The 22,122-nt window shown below is 41.5% G+C and carries 2 protein-coding genes; both read left to right on the top strand.

Annotation, left to right across the window (positions count from 1 at the left end; translation table 11 throughout):
- Window positions 1-134: 134 nt before the first annotated feature.
- Window positions 135-12,071: a non-ribosomal peptide synthetase gene (locus NST38_RS18235; protein ID WP_076250117.1), complete on the top strand. Its 11,937-nt coding sequence runs from the start codon at window positions 135-137 to the stop codon at window positions 12,069-12,071.
- Between the two features lie 35 nt (window positions 12,072-12,106).
- The gene (locus tag NST38_RS18230) at window positions 12,107-21,928 is read left to right on the top strand and encodes a non-ribosomal peptide synthetase (protein WP_101313666.1); all 9,822 of its coding nucleotides are present in this window, start codon (window positions 12,107-12,109) and stop codon (window positions 21,926-21,928) included.
- The last annotated feature ends 194 nt before the right edge of the window (window positions 21,929-22,122 follow it).

Here is a 22,122-nt window from a genome sequence, read left to right as displayed (position 1 = left end):
TCAATCTCTATTTTTTACCATATAGTAACAATAAACTGATTGATTTTACATATATTTCTATGGTAAAATTTTGCTTGAAATATGTGTAAATAATTAGATAAGCATGTTAGAGATGATTCATTTGGAGGAGAGATATGTATACTAATCAGTTTCAAACACTAGTGGATATTATCCGCGACAGAGGTAAAATAACCGACCGCGGTATTCGTTTTATCGATGCGGACAAACGTGAAACTTTTATATCTTATCATCAATTATTTACTGAGGCACAAGGGTATTTAGGTTATCTACAAGCCATCGGAATTAAACCTAAACAAGAGATTATTTTTCAGATTCAAGAAAACAAACGGTTTTTAGTCGCATTCTGGGCTTGTATACTCGGTGGAATGATCCCTATCCCTGTAAGTATTGGTGAAGATGAAGAACAAAACTTGAAAGTATGCCGTATTTGGAATTTGCTAAATAACCCTTTCATGATTGCATCTGAGAAGGTGCTGGATAAAATGAAGAGATTTGTTTTGGAACATGACATGCTTGATTTCCATCATCAATTAGAAGTCAGAACGGATCTGATCCAAGATACCATATATCATTATGAATCTATTAATAATATAGTTGAACCTCAGTCTGATGACTTGGCATTTATTCAATTCTCTTCTGGATCAACCGGTGATCCCAAAGGCGTTATGCTCACCCATCGAAACCTGATTTATAATACTTGTGCTGCTATTAATGGCACACAAATTAGTTCAAACGATAGTTTTCTCTCCTGGATGCCCCTTACCCATGATATGGGTTTGATTGGATTTCATCTCGTACCCCTCGTGGCAGGAATTCAACAGTACTTGCTCCCAACGGAATTATTCATTCGCAAACCGATTCTATGGATGAAAAAAGTAAATGAACACAAAGCAACCATACTGTCTTCCCCTAACTTTGGTTATAAATACTTCCTGAATTTCTTTCGCGAAGACAAAGCGGAGGGATGGGATCTGTCATCTGTCAGAGTCATTTATAATGGGGCGGAACCTATATTACCCGAAGTGTGTGACGAATTCCTAAATGTATTGTCAGCATATCACTTAAAGAAAACAGCCATGTTTACCGTATATGGATTAGCAGAGGCCTCTGTTGCCGTCTCCTTTCCCAAGGTAGAAGAAGAGTTTACTGCGGTGTACGTTCACCGGGATCATCTGAACTTAGGGGAGCGTGTCATCGAAGTCGAGAAACATACTGAACATGTGGCATCATTTGTTGCCGTTGGCGAAGCAATTGATTATTGCCATGTTAGAATTTGCGATGAGGAAATGAACAGTGTTCCCGATTTAGTTATTGGAAAAATTCAAATCAAGGGGGATAACGTCACCCAAGGTTATTATAATAATTCACTAGCAACGGAGAAGTTATTAACGCACGACGGATGGGTGAATACAGGAGATCTGGGTTTTATCATGAACGGAAAACTGGTTGTAACAGGGCGGGAAAAAGACATTATCTTTATCAATGGTAAAAATGTATATCCCCATGATATTGAACGTGTCGCCATACAATTAGATGATATTGAACTCGGAAGAGTTGCTGCTTGTGGTGTGTATGATTCGAATAGTCAAAGTGAAGAAATTATTGTGTTTGTCGTATACAAAAAAAAGATCGAACACTTCTTGCCGCTTGTTAAAGAAATCAAAAGACATCTATATAAACTTGGGGGATGGAGTGTCAAAGAGGTACTACCCATCAAAAAATTACCCAAAACAACAAGTGGGAAAATCCAGCGGTATCAGTTAGCCAAGCAGTATGAAGCAGGCAAATTCTCAACAGAATCTGCATTCATCCATGACTGGATCAAGAATGACAATGACAAGGCAAAGGGAAAGGCTGCTGTTTCGGTTCGAGTCATAGAACGTGAATTAACTTCACTATTTTCTGAAGTGCTGGTTGGGAAAAAGGTTGAACTTGAGGATAGCTATTTTGATATGGGTGCAACTTCATTACAGCTGGCCCAAATCGCTGAACGTATAGAACAAAAATACGGAGAAGAGCTTGCTGTTACGGACCTCTTTACCTATCCCTCGATAACTGAATTGGCAGCATATCTGGCTAGAGGTTACAGCGAGACCATGCAAGTCAACAAAACTCAAGAGGATCATACGCCATCCAAAGATATTGCTATTATCGGTATGTCTTTGAATCTCCCTGGTGCATCAAATGCAAGCGATTTTTGGCGTGTTTTGGAAAATGGAACGCATAACATTCGGGACTACCCGGAAAGTCGGATAAAAGACGCAGCGGATTATATACAATCCATGCGAAGTGGAATGAGCGAAGTTCAATGGATCAAGGGTGGTTACTTGGATCAAATTGATCAATTCGACTATTCTTTCTTTGGCATAACTCCAAAAACTGCACAATTTATGGACCCGAATCAAAGGATGTTCTTGCAAACGGCATGGCATACGATTGAAGATGCTGGGTATGCAGGGGAAGGAATCAATGGAAGAAATGTGGGCGTGTACGTGGGGTATTCCAAAGTTGGGTATGATTACGAACGGCTCGTGACGGCGAGTTACCCCGCAGAACCCAAAAATTATATCATTGGAAATTTACCATCTGTACTGGCGAGCAGAATTGCATATTTCTTGAATTTAAAAGGCCCGGCCTTAACGATTGATACCGCTTGTTCCTCCTCACTTGTTGCTGTTCACATGGCATGTAAAGGGTTGCTCGCTGGAGACTGTGAAATGGCAATCGCAGGAGGCATTCGAACGGCATTATTACCGATAAGTATCGGACTGGATATGGAATCTCCAGATGCATTGACGAGAACGTTTAGCGAAGATGCCAACGGCACGGGATTTGGCGAAGGTGTTGGGTCGGTCATGTTGAAGCCAATGCAGCAAGCGATTAAGGACGGGGATCATATCTATGGTGTGATTAAGGGAAGTGCGATTAATCAGGATGGCAAGACGGTAGGAATCACAGCACCTAACCCAGAGTCACAGACCAATGTGATCGAACAGGCATGGAAAGAAGCCGGCATTTCTCCTGATACGCTTAACTTTATTGAAGCACATGGAACAGGGACAAAATTAGGTGATCCAGTTGAGTTCAATGCTTTGCGTAAAGCTTTTGAGAAATATACGGATCGGAAACAATTTTGTGCAATCGGATCTGCCAAAGCTAACATTGGACATGGTTTTGAAGCGGCGGGGATCGCTGGATTAATTAAATCTATTCTTATGTTTCAACATAGAAAGATTCCACCATTGGTTCACTTTGACAAGCCTAATCCCATGCTTAAGTTTGAAGCTTCACCTTTTTATGTGAATCAGGAATTAATGGCTTTTGGTGAAAAAGAGGGTCCATTACGATGCGGGGTTAGTTCTTTTGGTTTCAGTGGTACCAATGCGCATGTGGTTCTCGAAGAATATGTTCCTTCCCCAACCGTAGATAAAAGAATGTCCCAAGAGCCTCATCTATTTGTTCTGTCTGCTGCCACGGAACGGGCGCTGGATGAATTGGTTAGAACGTATCATGAATATCTAACCGATCACACGGATGTTTCCATTCAACAAATCTGTTATACAGCCAGTACGGGAAGGGCTAATCTGGATTATCGGCTTGCCATCGTAGTCACGAGTACACAAGAATTACATGAAAAATTGAAACGAATTGCAAGCGGAGAGGGTAAACTGCCAAATGTTTATTTTGGTTATGCCAAAAAAGACAAAACGCTTGTTAGCGATCATCTCTATGTTCAGGGAAAGGCAGAATCTTTAAATGAACTCGGTCAGTTATTTACACTGGGGGCAGTGATTGATTGGGAAAGGTTTTATAATCATGAAGTCATTCGGAAAATTCCATTGCCTCTATATCCATTTGAGCAGAAGCGCTGTTGGATTGAAGTCAAACATACGATACCAGCGGGCCATAGGTCAGAGAGGAATGAGGTTCAAATGGAGATGAATACAAACGATATTGAATTAAAGATTAAAACAAGCATCAGTCGTGCATCTGGTTTGAAGTTGGAAGAGCTGGATCATCAAGCTCATTTTCTCCAAATGGGATTGGATTCCATTATTCTTGTGCAAATTCAGAAGGAAATCTCAGAGCTGTTCCGTTTGAATATCCCGATGGAAATGTTTTTTGAAACCCTTACAAATATCAATTCCTTAGTTAAATATGTGTCAGAGAATATAAAGCATCATGATGTATCTGAAAATATAAACAATCAAACAGTTCAGGAGCATACTGAACAACGAAATCTGGCATCTGTGAACAATATAAACACGGCAAAATCCTCAGGGAATGTGTCGGAACAAATTGTGATGTCTGCCATTCAGCTTATGGAGTCCCAATTAAAAAGTTTGAATGTGCTGTTAGGCGAGCAAATGAATGCTGTTCAATCGCCTCTTTTGGAGATGAAACATCATGAAACCCCAAAAGTTCAAGCTTCACCGGTAATGAATGAAATCAATAAAACCAATGAACCCAAAAAGATCCAACCGGATTCGGAATCGAAGGAAGAAAAAAAACCTTTTATACCGTATCAATCGTTGAAGATTCATGAAGAGAGTGGATTATCACCGCTTCAGAACCAGTATGTTGAACAATTTGTAACAAAGTATACCGCAAGAACCAAAGGCTCCAAATTAAAAACAGGCCAAACACGTTTGGTTCATGCGAATAATCGCAATGTATCTGGATTTCGTTCGTATTGGAAGGAAATGGTGTATCCCATCATTTCAACGCGTGCAGAGGGATCTAAGTTATGGGATATGGATGGGAATGAGTATTTGGATCTGACGATGGGATTTGGAGTAAATCTATTTGGTCATAATCCAGCATTTATTCAAAATGTAATAGCAGACAGCCTCCAGGAACAATTGCCTCCATTGGGCCCTATGTCAGACTTGGCAGGAGATGTCGCAGCTAAAATTTGCGAGCTAACGGGTGTAGAGCGTGTCGCATTTTATAATTCAGGAACAGAAGCTGTCATGGTTGCACTTCGTTTAGCGAGGGCAGCAACGGGGCGTTCCAAAGTTGTATTATTTTCAGGATCTTACCACGGTACACATGACGGCGTGTTGGGTGTAGCGAATCCTGGGGATGCTTTATCGTCTGCGCTGCCTATGGCTCCTGGTATTGTAAATAGCGCTATAGATGATTTGATTATTCTTAATTATAACCATCCGCAATCACTGGATATGATTCAGAACCTGGGTGATGAATTGGCTGCTGTGCTTGTAGAGCCGGTGCAAAGTCGAAGACCTGATATGCAGCCAACACAATTCTTACGGGAACTTAGAGAAATAACAAATCAAACTGGGACTGCACTTATTTTCGATGAAGTCATCACTGGATTCAGAATTGGTCTGGGTGGAGCACAGGATTGGTTTGGGGTTCAAGCAGATCTGGTTACGTATGGAAAAGTGGTCGGTGGTGGGCTGCCTATTGGTATAGTCGCGGGTAAAGCTGAATTTATGAATCCGGTAGATGGTGGAACCTGGAACTTTGGTGATGATTCTTACCCTTCCGATGCAGATAAAAAAACGTTTGTCGGTGGAACCTTCTGTACACACCCTCTTACGATGAGAGTGATGTTAACGGTATTACAGTATCTTCAATCTGAAGCAGAAACCTTATATAAGGAATTAAATGAAAAAACAGATTATCTTGTAAAAGAATTAAATGCGTTTTTCAAAACAGCGAATGTACCGATGCAAATGGTGAACTATGGATCTTTATTTCGATTTATATCATTTGGAGATATGGAATTATTCTTCTACCATTTAATTTATAAAGGTTTATATATTTGGGAAGGCCGTAACTGTTTTATATCAACTGTGCATTCCATAGGTGACATGGATACGATAATCAGAATCGTAAAAGAGACGATCCATGAACTACGCGAGTGGGGGTTTATCCCTGGTGAATCGCCTGTTTCGGAATATCCGCTCTCTTTAGAGCAAAAACAATTATTGTTAACTTCATTACATGGGGAAGATGCAAATGCTGCATTAAATCAGAGTGTTATTTTAAAAATGACAGGTGGAATCAAGCCTTCCACACTGGATCAGGCCGTGAATCAGATCGCACAGCGTCATGAAGCCCTGAGAACAGTCATTCATGCCGATCGTGAAACACAACAAATCAGATCCGTAATGGAATTTCAATGTACATGGTTGGATTTCTCGGCATATGCGGGTGAGGATCAAGAACGGGAAATTTCCAATTGGTTATCTGCCGATGCAAATGAAGCCTTCAATTTACAGTCTGGGGAACCTCTATTTAGAATCACCTTGCTTAAAAAGGCAACTGATCAATACCTTATGGTGCTGACATTTCATCATATTGTTGTAGATGGCTGGTCTATTGCTGTATTCATTCAAGAGTTGGAACATACCTATTCTGCTCTGGTCCGAGGAGTTCCGGTTCAATTACCTGAAGCCACTCCATTCCGAGCGTATTTAAGATGGCAACGACTTGAACATGAAAAAGGGTCATTTACCGAAGGAGTCCAGTTCTGGAAAGAACAATTTTCCTTATCCTATCCCAACATTACACTTCCAACGGCACCGTCCGATGATGTGCCCAAGGGATATGACGGTGAAAGATATTCCATCAAGCTAGATCATCAATTAACAGAGTCTTTGCGAACGTTAAGTATAAATAATAAGAGCAGTTTGTTTGTAACGATGTTTGCAGCGTTTCATTTATATTTGCATCAACTAACAGGGCAGTCTCACCTTGTCATCGGCGTGCCTACAGCGGGTCAGTCTCATATGCGAAAAAATGCGCTGATTGGCAACTGTGTCAACATTGTACCTGTTCACCATGCCTTGTTAACGAAGCAATCCGTTGTAGACCATGTCCTTGAGCTCAAGGAAACGCTGGCTCTAGTCATGAAGCATCAGCATGTTCCATTGACCATCGTATCCGAACAGCTTGCTCATATGCCTGCACCGGATACCCGGATTTTATTTAATATGGACAGAACGATTCATCATCTCCAATTTGAAAATATCAAGACTGGATTCATGTCGTATCCGATCAAACATATTTCTTACGATTTATTTCTTAATATTACGGATGTTAGCCATGAATTGTACCTGGATTTTGATTACAATACCGAGCTTATTGGACCTGAGATGATGAAATTGTGGTCTGAAGGATTTAAGGGTTTGCTGCAAAAAATGGTGAGTCATCCAGAGGCTGAAATTTCGTCTTTGACGTTGTTCTCATCCGAGCAACAGGACCAATTACAGGAAATATATAATCGGTTTGTTACGGAGCGTCTTCCTCACGTTAATCATGCAGCCATATTCGAGTCTCCAGTCAATGACGTGGAGAAAAAGCTGGCTTTGATCTGGGAGGACGTATTATCCCTCGATCAAGTGGGGAGACATGATCACTTTTTTGATCTCGGAGGTAACTCGCTCAAGGCGACAGTAATGCTATCCAAGGTACATGAACAGTTTCAACACAAAATTTCAATCGTTCAATTCTTCCAAAATCAACGTCTGAAGCAGCTGGCCAGTCTGATTACAGGCGAGAACGAGGAAACATTCATTCCGATTAAGGCATTGGACGTCAAGGAATTCTATGAGACATCATCTGCACAACAGCGGATCTACTTTTTGGATCAATTTGAGCCGAATAGTGTGTTTCAGAACATGTGCGGCCATATTACGGTCACAGGAAATATCGATGAAGCTAAATTGATTTCGTCATTGGAACAAATCGTGCACCGTCACGAAGCTTTTCGCACCAGTTTCCATCTGATGGATGGAGAGCTTTACCAGCGTATTGCTCCAACGATTGATTTTGAAGTGAAACGATCTCAGGAAAGTTCTGCTTCATTCGAACAACATGTTAAGGCGTTTGCCAAACCATTTGATTGCTCCAAAGCGCCATTAATACGTGCCGAATTCATTCGTGTAAACGATGATCATGCAGAGATTCTCATCGAGATGCATCATATTATATCGGACGGATATTCCGTTGGCATTCTTGCGAATGAACTGATCGATGTGTATGACGGAAGAAGCATGTCGGACATTGAGGTTGAATACAAAGACTTTACAGCTTGGCAGAAAGAATTTCTGGCGGGGGAGTCTTATAAGCAGCAAGAAAAATATTGGCTGGATCAATTCAAAGGAGAACTCCCGAACCTTAATCTGCCTACTGATTTTGTTCGGACACCTCATTTGACTTCGGCAGGTTCAAGATTGTCATTTGTGTTGGATCAGCATTTGAAGCAGTCGCTGGAAAAGCTTGCGAAACAAACGGGAACTACGATGTTTATGGTGTTATTGGCAGCGTATAATGTGCTGCTTCATCAATACACAGCACAAGAAGATATGATTGTAGGCACGCCAACATCAGGAAGAAACCATCCGGATGTCGAGAATATGATAGGTGTCTTTATCCAGACGGTAGCGATTCGCTCACAGCCGGTGGGGAATAAGTCGTTTCGATCCTATCTCGAAGAAATTAAAAAACAATCCCTGGATGCATTGGATAACCAGGACTATCTTTTTGACAATCTTGTAGAGAAATTAAACACACATCGGGATACCACTGGGACAGCACTTTTTAATACGATGTATATCTTCTTAAATACCGCGTTGAATCAACGGCAAGAACAGGATTGCAGCTTTAAAGTTAGAGAATTAAATGTCGGTGTATCGTTATATGATCTGATGTTCATCGTTGAGGATGATAATGAGTGTCTGGAAATGCACTTTAATTACAAGACGGAGCTGTTTGAACGGGATACCATCGACAGAATGAAAACACATCTGTTCAACATCCTCAGAGACATTGTGATCGAACCTGATATTGCCTTGTCCGATATTCAAATGCTGTCTGAACATGAGCAGAACGTTCTTTTATATGACTTTAATGATACCAACTTAGAATATTCCCGGGATCAGACCATTCAGGAGTTATTCGAAGCACAGGTGGAACGGACACCTGATCAATTGGCTGTTAGTTTTGCAAATGAGCAATGGACGTATCGTCAATTGAATGAACGGGCGAATCAGTTGGCATATACGCTTAGAGCTGAGGGAGTGCAGCAGGATCAATTTGTAGGTATTCTGACAGATCGTTCGATTGAGATGATCGTTGGCATCTTTGGCATTCTAAAAGCAGGCGGGGCGTATGTACCGATTGATCCGGATTCTCCTGAAGAGCGTATCCGGTACATCCTACATGATTCGGGGGCAACGTTGTTAGTCACGCAAAAGCATTTGAAGCAGTTGGTATCGTTTAATGGAAAAATGATTGATTTGGACGATGAAGAAACCTATGCAGCTAATCTGTCGAATCTGGAAACGGAAGGGAATTCCGAGCAGTTGGCTTATATGATCTATACTTCAGGCACAACAGGCATGCCAAAAGGTGTAATGATCGAACATCGTCAGGTTCATCACTTGGTTCAAGCGTTGTACAGTCAAGTTATAGATGATCAGCTTAGCGGTTTGCATGTCGCTTTACTTGCGCCTTACTATTTCGACGCATCTGTGAAGCAGATTTTTGGCGCACTGCTGTCAGGACATGCTTTGTTTATTGTAGACAAGGACACGGTACTGGATGGACAAGATTTAATGAATTATTACCAGCACCACCAAATTGATTTGACAGACGGAACACCTGCGCACCTGAAATTGCTTTCGAAGGCAAAAAACGTTCAAGGCATATCGCTAAAATATATGCTCATTGGCGGTGAAGCTCTTTCTCAGCAAAGTGTAAATGAAATCACATCATTATTTGCTCTCAATCATATAACGCCTCCAACCATAATTAATGTGTACGGTCCAACAGAATGTTGTGTGGATGTTGCGACATACCGTGTACTTCCAGAACACCTGGATACAGCGAATCAACGAGCTCACCTACCGATTGGTCGAACACTAGGAAATAATCGCCTGTATGTATTGAACAAACATGGCAAAGTTCAGCCTGTAGGCGTCGTAGGAGAATTATGTATCTCTGGTGATGGGGTTGGTAGAGGATACTTGAATTTACCTGAGCTGACAGCAGAAAAATTTGTACGTGATCCGTTTGTCCAGGGAGCGACAATGTACAAAACGGGAGATTTGGTGAGATGGCTTCCCGATGGCCATATCGAGTATTTGGGAAGAATGGATCACCAAATTAAGATTCGCGGATACCGGATCGAAGTAGGAGAAGTCGAAGCAGCGCTGTTAGATCTAGAGTGTGTGAAAGAAGTTATCGTCGTTGCACATGAGGATGATCACGGGGACAAATCATTATGTGCATACTTTACAGCGGATTCCACGCTGACGGTGGGAGAGTTAAAACAAAGCCTCTCTAAGGTGTTGCCGAATTACATGGTACCAGCCTACTTTATACAATTGGATCACATGCCTCTGACAGCGAACGGGAAAATCGATCGCAAATCGCTTCCGAGTCCAGAAGAAAACATACAAACGGGAAGTGAATATATAGAACCCCAAACTGGGGTGGAAAAACAGTTGCTGCCTATTTGGCAGGATGTGCTTGCCGTGAAAAAAATCAGTGTAAAAGACAGTTTTTTTGATGTAGGAGGCAACTCTTTACGTGCGACCAAGCTGGCCGCCAAAATCAATCAAAAGCTGAATATCCACATATCGGTAAGAAACGTCTTTGAATGGCAGACCATTGAACAGATGGCTCAATCTATTGAACAAATGGAACAGGAAGTATCAGTGTCCATTCCTCAAGTGGAGGAAAAAGAATATTATCCTATTTCTTCAGCGCAAATGAGAATGTACATTATGAGCATCAAAGCCGGCAAGGAACTCATGTACAACATGTCAGGTATGTTTATGTTGGAAGGATCGCTTGATCGGATCAGATTGGAAGAAGCATTCCAACAATTGATTCATCGTCATGAATCGCTTCGGACTGGATTCAAAGTCATACACGGGGAACCGAAACAGATCGTATACCCTAAAGTTAACTTTGGAATTGAATTGATCGAGTCAACGGAAGAAGAGATAGAAGATCGAATTGAACAGTTTGTTCGCACATTTGATCTCGGGCAAGCACCTCTTATGAGGGTGGGACTTATTGAACTTCAGCAGGAGCGTCATGTATTGCTGGTAGATCTCCACCATATCATTGCAGACGGACTATCTGTACATCTTCTCATGACTGAACTTAGCCAGTTCTATAAGGGAGGGGAGCTATCTCCTCTTCGAATTCAATATAAGGACTATGCTGAATGGCAGCAAATACAGCTTCATAGTGAGCGGATGAAAAAGCAGGAGAAGTATTGGCTTACTGTGTTTGGTGAGAGTATCCCGCTATTGGATCTGCCAACAGACTATGAGAGACCTGAAACGCTAAGCTATGCTGGAGAGGTATTGGACATTGTTATGGAGGAAGACATCCTTCCAGGCTTAAGGAACATGGAAGTACGGACAGGAACAACGTTATATATGATTCTATTAGCCGCCTATACCATTCTGTTGTCCAAATACAGCGGACAAGAAGATATCATTGTAGGCGCACCGATTGCAGGCAGGACACATGCTGAGCTGGAGCCGGTCATGGGGATGTTTGTGAATACACTGGCTATTCGAAATAATCCTGCTGCGGATAAAACATTCACGGAGTATCTGCTGGAAGTGAAAGAAAATATGTTGAACGCTTATGAGAATCAGGATTATCCGTTTGAAGAATTGATTGAGAAAGTAAATGTAACCAAAGATGCTCGGCGGAATCCGTTGTTTGACACCATGTTTGTATTGCAGAATACAGATGCTTCAGAGATTCAGATGGATGGAGTAACCTGTAAGCCTTATGCTCCAAATACGAGAGTATCCAAATTCGATTTAACGTTGTATGTTACCGAATTGCAACACAAGTTAGAAGTGGCCTTTGAATACAGTACGATTTTATTTGAGAAAACAACGATTGAAGCGATGTCACAAAATCTATTGGTCATATTAACAACCATTGCCAACGACCCTTATATTGAAATCAAGAAGATTAAATTGGTTGAAGAATTAATAGATGGGGATACGCTGGCTGATCTAATTGAAGTAGATTTCTTCTAAGCTAACCTAAAAATATAAAGTGATCGGGGTGCCGTATGTCTATTTTTAAGAAACAGGAATCGTATTGGGCAAGCCGATTTGAAGATGATGATCATCTTGTTCATTTGCCTTATTGCAAGACAACCTCCAAACACCCAGACGATACGCAGCACCAGAATGATATATATAAGTCTTTGTCAGCCGATGTTTCATATAAAATCAAGTCCATGTCGCGAAATGCTCCTATGGCGATATATACGATCTTATTAACGGGAGTTCAGTGTCTGTTATATAAATACACGAATGAAACCAAGATGATTATTGGTATACCAACGATGGAAGAAAAGAACACTGATCTATCGCTCTCGAATAAGGTTCTTGTCTTAAAAAATAATATCAATCAAGCGATGTCATTCAAATCCTTATTTAATCAAGTGAAGATCAGTTTAACCGAAGCCATTCAGCATCAACGAATCCCTTTCAGAAAAATGGTTGAACGTTTAAATGTTCAGTATGATTCGAACCATGTACCTCTAATTCATACCTTGGTTTCGTTGAATGAAATTCATCCTGCACTTGATGAAAATCACGTAAAAGCGGCGACAATGTTCCACTTTGATCTAGAGAACGACTCCATTCAGTTAAGATTAGTTTATGATGATGATCGTTATGATCGCGATTATATGGTACAAATTGTAGAGCATCTTGACCAATTGTTTTCCGTAGTTCTAAACCAACCTGATCTGGAGTTAAGTCAAGTTGATATGTTATCAGAGTTTCATCGAAACAAGCTGTTATATGACTTTAACGATACAAGGGTTGAGTATCCACAGAACAAAACAATGCATCAATTATTTGAAGAACAGGTGGAACGAACACCGGACCATCCGGCAGTCGTATTTGAGAATAGACAGTTAACGTACAGAGAGTTAAATCAAAAATCCAACCAATTGGCCCGATCGCTTCAAGCTAAGGGGGTGCAGGCGGGTCAGTTCGTTGGCATTATGGCAGAGCGCTCACTTGAGATGATCATAGGTTTATTCGGTATTCTAAAAGCTGGCGGGGCATATGTCCCAATCGATCCGGAATATCCGGCAGATCGTATTCACTATATCCTTGAGGATTCAAAAGTGGCTTGGTTGCTGCATCAAAGTCATATACAAAAGCCGGAACATTATGCGGGGACATGTGTCATTCTGGATTCTGAAATAAATCACCATGACCATCATTTAAATTTGGACGATGGAGCGATCTCCAGTGATTTGGCATATATGATCTACACGTCTGGAACAACAGGTCATCCCAAAGGCGTAATGATTGAACATGCCAGCATTGTGAATTCCCTGCAATGGAAATCGGATTTTTATCATTTTACCGGAAATGATCGGGTATTAATGCTGAATCCTTTCGTTTTTGATTCATTTATTACTCATTTCTTTGGTCCGATGATATCTGGCTCGACAGTGTACTTGTTAAACCAGCAACAGTGTAAAGATGCTATAGCCATCAATACGATGGTCAAAAAACAGCAAATCACGCACATCCAAAGTCCACCCAGTTTCTTGATGACTCTATTGGAACAAGTCAACGCGGAAGATTGGGCATCCATGAAAAATGTGGTGGCTGCGGGAGAGAAGATTGTTCCTGCCTTAATACACAAATTGCAGCGCATCAATCCACGCATCGAAGTGTGTAATGAATACGGTCCAACCGAAAATAGTGTTGTATCCACAGTTCTGTCGATCAAGTCGGCAGATCAAAATATCTCAATTGGGAAGCCTATTGCGAACAATAGAGTCTACATTTTAGGAGAACGGAATGAATTGCAGCCTATTGGAGTTCAGGGAGAGTTATGTGTAGCCGGAGCAGGGCTATCCAGAGGTTACTTGAACCGTCCAGATCTGACTGCGGAGAAATTCGTGGATGATCCATTTGTTTCGGAAGCAAAAATGTACAAGACAGGTGACTTCGCAAGATGGCTGCCCGATGGGAACATAGAGTATATAGGAAGGGTGGATCATCAAGAGAAAATTCGTGGACACCGGATTGAACTTGGTGAAGTGGAGACGGCTCTTCTAAATAGTACCCAGATAAAAGAGGCCATCGTCATAGCCAGAGAAGATGAAACGGGAACCAAACAATTATGTGCGTACCTGGTAGGAGAGGATGCAATCACGATCGGGGAACTGCGGGAGGCGCTGTCCCAGCAACTGCCAAACTACATGATTCCGTCCTATTTTGTACAGCTGGATCAGATGCCGCTCACGTCTAACGGGAAAATCGATCGCAAAGCTTTGCCTGCTCCCCAAGAACATATGTTGAAGGGCATGGAGTACGAAGCACCCCGAACGATGGTGGAACAACAACTTGTATCGATCTGGGAAGAGGTACTTGGGGTAGAGAACATTGGGATTTTGGATAATTTCTTCGAGCTTGGAGGAGATTCGATTAAATCCATTCAAGTTTCTTCGAGGTTATATCAAGCAGGTTACCAGGTGCAGATGGAGCATCTGTTTAAAAATCCAACCATAGCAAGCTTGATTCCCTATGTTCAACCCATAAGTACCATGTCAGAACAGGGAAGCATCACTGGAAAAGTGATGCTGACTCCAATCCAGCATTGGTTTTTTGAGCAATACAAGGTAGACGCCCATCATTATAATCAGTCCGTGATGTTGTATCGGAAAGAAGGTTTTCATGAAGTCACACTTCGCCGTGTATTCGATAAATTGAGTGAGCATCATGATGCACTTCGTACAGTATATCGTCTTACAGAACAGGGTTATGAAGCGTGGAATGAAGGGTTGGCAAGGGAATCCTTATATACAATTGAAGTGATGGACTTCAAGTCATTAGCAGATCCGTCTCAAGAAATCGAGAAGAAGGCAAATGAAATGCAAAGTGCGTTTACGTTGGAACGTGGACCCTTGATGAAGCTGGGTGTATTTCAATGTGCAGACGGAGATCATTTACTCATCGTTATTCATCACCTCGTCATCGACGGGGTTTCATGGCGAATTTTGATTGAAGACCTATCCAGAGGATATGAACAATTAAGTGATGGAGAATCGATTCAACTACCGCAAAAAACGGCTTCATTCCAATTATGGGCAGAACAGCTTCAGTTGTATGCGAACAGTGATGCGATAACGCAAGAGATTGCATATTGGAATGAAGTTGAACAAGCAACCTATAAGCCGTTACCTACAGATTTTAAAGCGGATCATGCACTGGAAAAAGACAGCGAAGTAATCACGATGGAATGGTCAGCGGCAGAAACGGAACAATTATTAAAACAAGCGAATCGCGCGTATAAAACGGAGATTAGCGATTTGCTGCTCCATGCATTAGGCATGTCTATTCACCAATGGACGGGCATGGATAAAGTACTGGTCAATCTGGAGGGACATGGAAGAGAACAAATTTTACCGGATCTCGATATTACACGAACGATCGGATGGTTTACGAGCCAGTATCCGGTTGTACTTGATATGGAAGCAAGTTCAAATATGTCTCTTTTCATCAAAACAAACAAAGAAATGATTCGTCAAATCCCTAAAAAAGGGATTGGTTATGGTATTTTACGATATTTAAGTGCACATCAGCAAGAAACGCCCTTTACCTTGAATCCTGAAATTAGTTTTAACTATTTGGGTCAATTTGATCAGGATCTTCAGAATAGCGGGATGCAGATCTCTCCCTATCTAGGCGGAGCAACAGCAAGCGACAATCACAGAAGAAATGTTCTTATCGATATGAATGCCTTAATTGTGGAAGGCAAATTGACGTTGTCACTTCGGTATAGTCGCACCCAATATCAAAAAGAAACGATGGAGCGAGTGGTAACATATTTTAGAGATCATCTGCAAGAAATCGTGATGCATTGTGTGACAAAAGAGAAGCGGGAATGTACACCAAGTGATCTAACGTTAAAAGGAATTACCATTGAAGAATTAGAAGGATTTGTTCAAGAATCGGAACACATTGGTGAAATCGAAGATATATATGCTTTGTCACCGATGCAAAATGGGATGTTCTTTCATCATTTGCTTCATTCAAAGTCTGAAGCGTATTTCCTTCAAACTACGCTGGATCTTCATGGTCCGTTAGACGTGGAAGCATTTACGAAGAGTCTGGATCAGTTGATGCAGCGTAATTCGATTCTCAGAACAAATTTTCATAGCAAATGGAATAATGGACCTCTGCAAGTGGTATACCGTCATAAACGGAATGGGCTAACATACGAAGATTTGCGTGAGATGAATGAAAAAGATCGTGAAGCATACGTGGCAGAATATACAAGAGCAGATAAAATAAAAGGTTTCGACCTGTCTCAGGATGTGTTAATGCGTATTTCGATCTTGCAAACGCATGACCAAACCTATCGTTTCATTTGGAATTATCATCATATTTTGATGGATGGCTGGTGCCTGTCTCTTGTAATCCAGGAGTTGTTTGATGGATACTTTGCTATTCAGGAACAACGAAAACTGGAGGCAAAGAGTACGATTCCATACAAACACTATATTGAATGGCTGGACAACCAAGATCATGAAGAATCCCTGAAATACTGGCGTGACTATCTGCAAGGTTATGATGAGCAGACCACTTTGCCAAAAGAACATTCGATTACGAAGAGTGATGAATATCATTCAGAGCATATGATTTGTACATTAAGTCAGGAATTAACCGGACAAATCGCACAAGTGGCCAGTCAGAATCAGGTGACGCTGAATACGTTTATGCAAACAGCCTGGGGAATGTTGCTACAGATATATAACGGCAGTGAGGATGTTGTATTCGGAAGCGTGGTGTCGGGCAGACCTGCGGCGATTGTTGGAGTTGAGCGAATCATTGGTTTATTCATCAATACCATTCCTGTACGCGTTCAGACTCAAGGTAACGAGACATTTGCAGCGGTTATGAAGCGGAATCAGGAACAAGCTGTCGCTTCGCATCCACATGACACGTATCCGTTATACGAGATTCAAGCGGAAACATCGCAAAAGCAAAATTTGATTGATCATATCCTGATATTCGAAAATTATCCTGTACAGGGCATTATGGAACAGTTTGGGGATCAGGAAGAGACAGCTCTTCGGATTACGAATGTAGAAGCAGATGAACAAACAAATTATGACTTTAACCTGATTATCAAACCAGGCCAATCCATGAAATGTATGTTCTATTACAATGCTAATGTCTATGACCGGGCAAGCGTAGAACGCATTCAAGGTCACTTGATTCAGATGTTGGAGCAAGTGGTCAACAATCAGAATATTCCGATCCATGACATTGACTTGACCACAACACAGGAGAAAACACAAATTTTGGAACAGTTTAATGATTCTATGGCTGAATATCCAATGGACAAGACAATTCATGGACTGTTTGAGGAACAAGCAGTAAGAACTCCCGAAAACGTTGCGGTTGTATATGATGATCGACATTTAACCTATCAAACGCTGAACGAGAAAGCCAACCAATTGGCAAGAACGTTGAAGGCTAAAGGCATTCAAAATGATCAGTTAATCGGGATCATCGCTGATCGTTCGCTAGACATGGTTGTAGGAATCCTTGCGATTTTGAAAGCGGGTGGCGCATACGTGCCGATTGATCCTGAATATCCGGAGGATCGTATAAACTACATGCTTGAGGATTCGGGTGTACATGTATTATTAATGCAAAGTCATTTGCAAGAACGCATCTCTTTTGCAGGAGAGGTCGTTTGCCTGGATCTACCTGAGTCCTATCATGAAGATTATTCCAATTTAGGAATTACTGCTACACCGACAGGCCTGGCATATGTAATTTATACCTCAGGAACGACAGGTAAACCAAAAGGGACATGTATTGAACATAAAAATGTGGTGCGATTGTTGTTCAATAGTAAAAATTTGTTTGATTTTAATGCATCAGATACATGGACATTATTCCATTCCTTTTGTTTTGATTTTTCGGTATGGGAAATGTACGGGGCATTGCTCTATGGCGGAAAATTGGTTATCGTACCTCAAATGACGGCAAAAAGTCCGGAACAATTTCTACAATTGTTAAAAAACGAGCAAGTGACGATATTGAATCAAACGCCAACGTATTTCTATCATCTACTTCAGGAAGAACTGGCAGGTCATGCAACAGATCTGAAATTAAGAAAAGTGATTTTTGGAGGAGAAGCCCTCAATCCCGTGTTATTGAAGGAATGGAAGCTGAAATATCCATTTATCCAGTTAATTAATATGTATGGGATAACCGAAACAACGGTTCATGTAACGTATAAGGAAATAACCGACATTGAAATACATGCTGGAAAGAGCAATATTGGCAAACCAATCCCGACGTTGCAGACCTATATTTTGGATAAACATCAACGCATTCAACCGATCGGTGTTCAGGGAGAATTAGTTGTAGCAGGTGAGGGCCTTGCCAGAGGTTATCTGAACCGGCCTGATTTAACCGCAGAGAAATTTGTTGATCATCCCTGGATTACAAAAGGGAAGATGTATCGCACAGGAGATGCCGCAAGATGGCTGCCGGATGGAAATATTGAATATCTGGGACGAATCGATCATCAAGTGAAAATTCGAGGTTACCGAATTGAGCTTGGCGAAGTGGAAACTGCGCTTTTGCAAATAGACTCCATTCAGGAAGCAGTCGTTATTGCCCGTGAGCATGAGGATGGTTCGAAGCAGTTGTGTGCGTATTGGAAAGGCGACAGCTCACTGACAGCGAAGAAAATCAGAATGGCATTATCTCATGAAATTCCGGATTATATGATCCCGTCTTATTTTGTTCAATTAGAGTATATACCGTTAACTTCCAATGGGAAGGTTGACCGTAAGGCATTGCCATCTCCACAAGAACATATGCAAAAAGGGACCGAGTATATGGCGCCGCAGAACGCTGTAGAACAAGCAATCGTCGCTGCCTGGGAAGCTGTGCTTGGTGTTCAAAAGGTTAGCACATCAGATCATTTCTTTGAACTCGGGGGCGATTCGATTAAATGTATTCAAGTTTCCTCACGACTGCTTCAAGCAGGGTATAAAGTGGAAATGAAGCATTTCTTCACCTATCCGACAGTAGCGGAGTTGAGTGAACACGTGACATCTGTGAGCACTATTTCTGACCAAGGGGAAGTTACGGGGCAAGTGATGCTGACACCTGTTCAGCGCTGGTTCTTTGATCAAAATATGGTGGACGCACATCATTACAATCAGGAAATGATGTTTTTTCGTGAAAAAGGGTTTGATGTTCGCTTTATTCACAGCATCATGGATAAGATCGTGAAACAGCATGATGCTCTCCGCATCCTTTATCGACAAGCTCCTGAAGGCGGATATGAAGCGTGGAACCGAGGGGCAGACGAAGAAGGATTATACAGCCTTGAAATCGTTGACCTCAAAACAGAAGCAGATCCTGCATCGTTCATTGAAAATAAAGCAAAAGAAATTCAGAGTGGTATGGATCTGTCTCACGGACCTTTGATCAAACTTGGGTTGTTCCAATGTGCTGAAGGGGATCACCTGCTTATTGCCATTCATCATTTGTTGGTAGACGGGGTTTCATGGCGTATTTTATATGAAGATATCCAGACAGGGCAAGACCAGTTCTTAAGAGGTGAAGAAATCCGGCTTCCTCAAAAAACGACCTCGTTTAAACAATGGGCAGAACAATTGTCTACGTTTGCAGACAGCCCTTCGATGAAGCAAGAGAATTCATACTGGAGTCGTGTGGAGCAGGCCCAGCTAAGCCCGCTGCCTAAAGATATGGATTGTGATGAGACGATTGGCAAAGATAGTGAAACGATTACCATTCATTGGACAGCAACGGAAACCGAGCAATTATTAAAGCAAACACATCATGCGTACCATACGGAAATTAATGATATATTGCTAACGGCATTAGGAATGGCTGTTCATGAGTGGACAGGCATGGGAGAAATCCTCGTAAATCTGGAAGGCCATGGTAGAGAAGACATCCTGCCGGAGCTGGACATTACGCGTACAGTGGGATGGTTTACGAGTATGTACCCCGTTATGATTACGATGGAGTCCGGGGCTGACTTATCAAGGAAGATTAAGACCGTCAAGGAAGGACTGCGCAAGATCCCAACCAAGGGCATTGGTTACGGGATTTCGAGGTATTTGTCACATGGATATGAAGCATTCAAGTTAGAGAAAAATCCCGAAATTAGTTTCAACTATATGGGACAGGTGAATCAGGATTCGGGCCAAGATGGCATTAAATTTTCGCCTTATTCCAGCGGGCCCTCCGTAAGTGAAAACAACAAGAGACCTTTTGTTCTTAATATCAATGGCATTGTTAGAGAGGGCCGGTTGTCGCTGTCCATTAACTATAGTTCAAAACAATATCGCCGGGAAACGATGGAGCAATTGGCTTGTCTCTATAAGGAAGGTCTTAATAGAGTCGTTGAACATTGTGTAACGAAGGGACAAACCGAGCTTACCCCAAGTGATATTTCATGCAAGTCATTAACCATTGATCAATTGGATCAAATCGTGGAACAAACTGGGCACATCGGTCGAATCGAAAATGTGTATCCACTTACACCATTACAGAAGGAAATGTTGTACGAAAGTGAACGGAATCCAATTTCGGGCGCTTACTTTGTACAAATCATGTTTGATATGCGTGGAGATTTGGATGTTACCTCTTTTGCGCAAAGTTTGGATCAATTAATGCAAAGGCATGCGATATTAAGAACTAATTTTTACAGTGATTTCGTGGATATCCCTCTTCAAATCGTGTATCAAGAGAAGAAATTTGAATTTAACTATGAAGTTGTAGCTGGCACAAGTGAGCTACAACGTAAAACGTATGTTGACGAGTATATCGAGCAAGACAAGGCAAGAGGATTTGACTTACAACGAGATTCGCTAATACGTATGTCTGTTTTACTAACAAAGCCTGAGGAATACCGCGTCATATGGAGTTTTCACCATATTTTGATGGATGGCTGGTGTATGTCTCTGGTAAGCAAGGAAATATTCGAGAATTACTTTGCGATTCGGGAGAATAGAAAGCCTCAAGTGACTCTATTAACACCTTATAGTCAATTCATTGAATGGTTGGAACAGCAAGATCATCAAGGTGCAATAACCTATTGGAGTCATTACTTGGATGGTTATAAGGGGCAAACGAAACTGCCTGGAGAAAAAATCAAACCGAAACATGAAAGACAGGATTCCAGAACGTTAAACTGTTATTTGAATGATGTACTGGTCGAGCAAATGAAACAGATTGCAGAACAGCAGCATGTAACTCTCCATACGTTAGTGCAGACTGCCTGGGGTGTATTGTTGCAGCAATACAATGAAAGCAACGATGTTGTATTCGGAAGTGTGGTATCGGGCAGACCACCTGTCATTCCTGGGATCGAAAGCATGATTGGATTATTTATTAATGCGATTCCTGTTCGTATCCAGGCTAAGGCAGATGAGTCATTTATATCTCTAATGAAAAGGAATCAGGCACAAGCTGTGGAGTCACATGCATATGATACGTATTCGTTATATGATATTCAAAATCTGACCAAGCAAAAACAATCTCTGATTAACCATGTTGTTGTGTATCAGAACTTCCCGGTAGAGAACCGAATGGAGAGTCTGGGTCAGAAAGGTGAAACACCGCTTGAGATTATGAATGTTGGGGGTACAGAACACAATAGTTTTGATTTTACTTTGATCATCAAGCCTCATGAAAATATGAAGATCATATTGATGTACAATGCCAATGTGTATGACCCATCTACCGTTGAACAGATTCAAAAACACTTTATTTCCATGATTCAACAGGTGGTAAGTAACCCGGAAGTTAAAATAAACAAACTTGCGTTGAGTACGTCGAACAGTTATTAATGCACAAGTAATGGGCCGCTCCAAAGTGAGTTTCCACCTCACTCAAAGCGCTAACGAATCTGACGCGTATTAATAGGTAGATTCGATGTGAATGGCAAACTTAAACGAACCTCAGTAACGTTATTTCATCATATCAGGGTGTCAGAACCTAAAAAACAACCCAATCGACGAAATAACGTCTCTGTGATTCGTTA

Origin of the sequence: Paenibacillus sp. FSL H8-0104 (assembly GCF_038050215.1) — a bacterium.
GTDB classification, from domain to species: domain Bacteria; phylum Bacillota; class Bacilli; order Paenibacillales; family Paenibacillaceae; genus Paenibacillus; species Paenibacillus amylolyticus.
The sequence above is the reverse complement of the archived record's forward strand: the minus strand, read 5'-3'. Positions and strand labels throughout refer to the sequence as shown.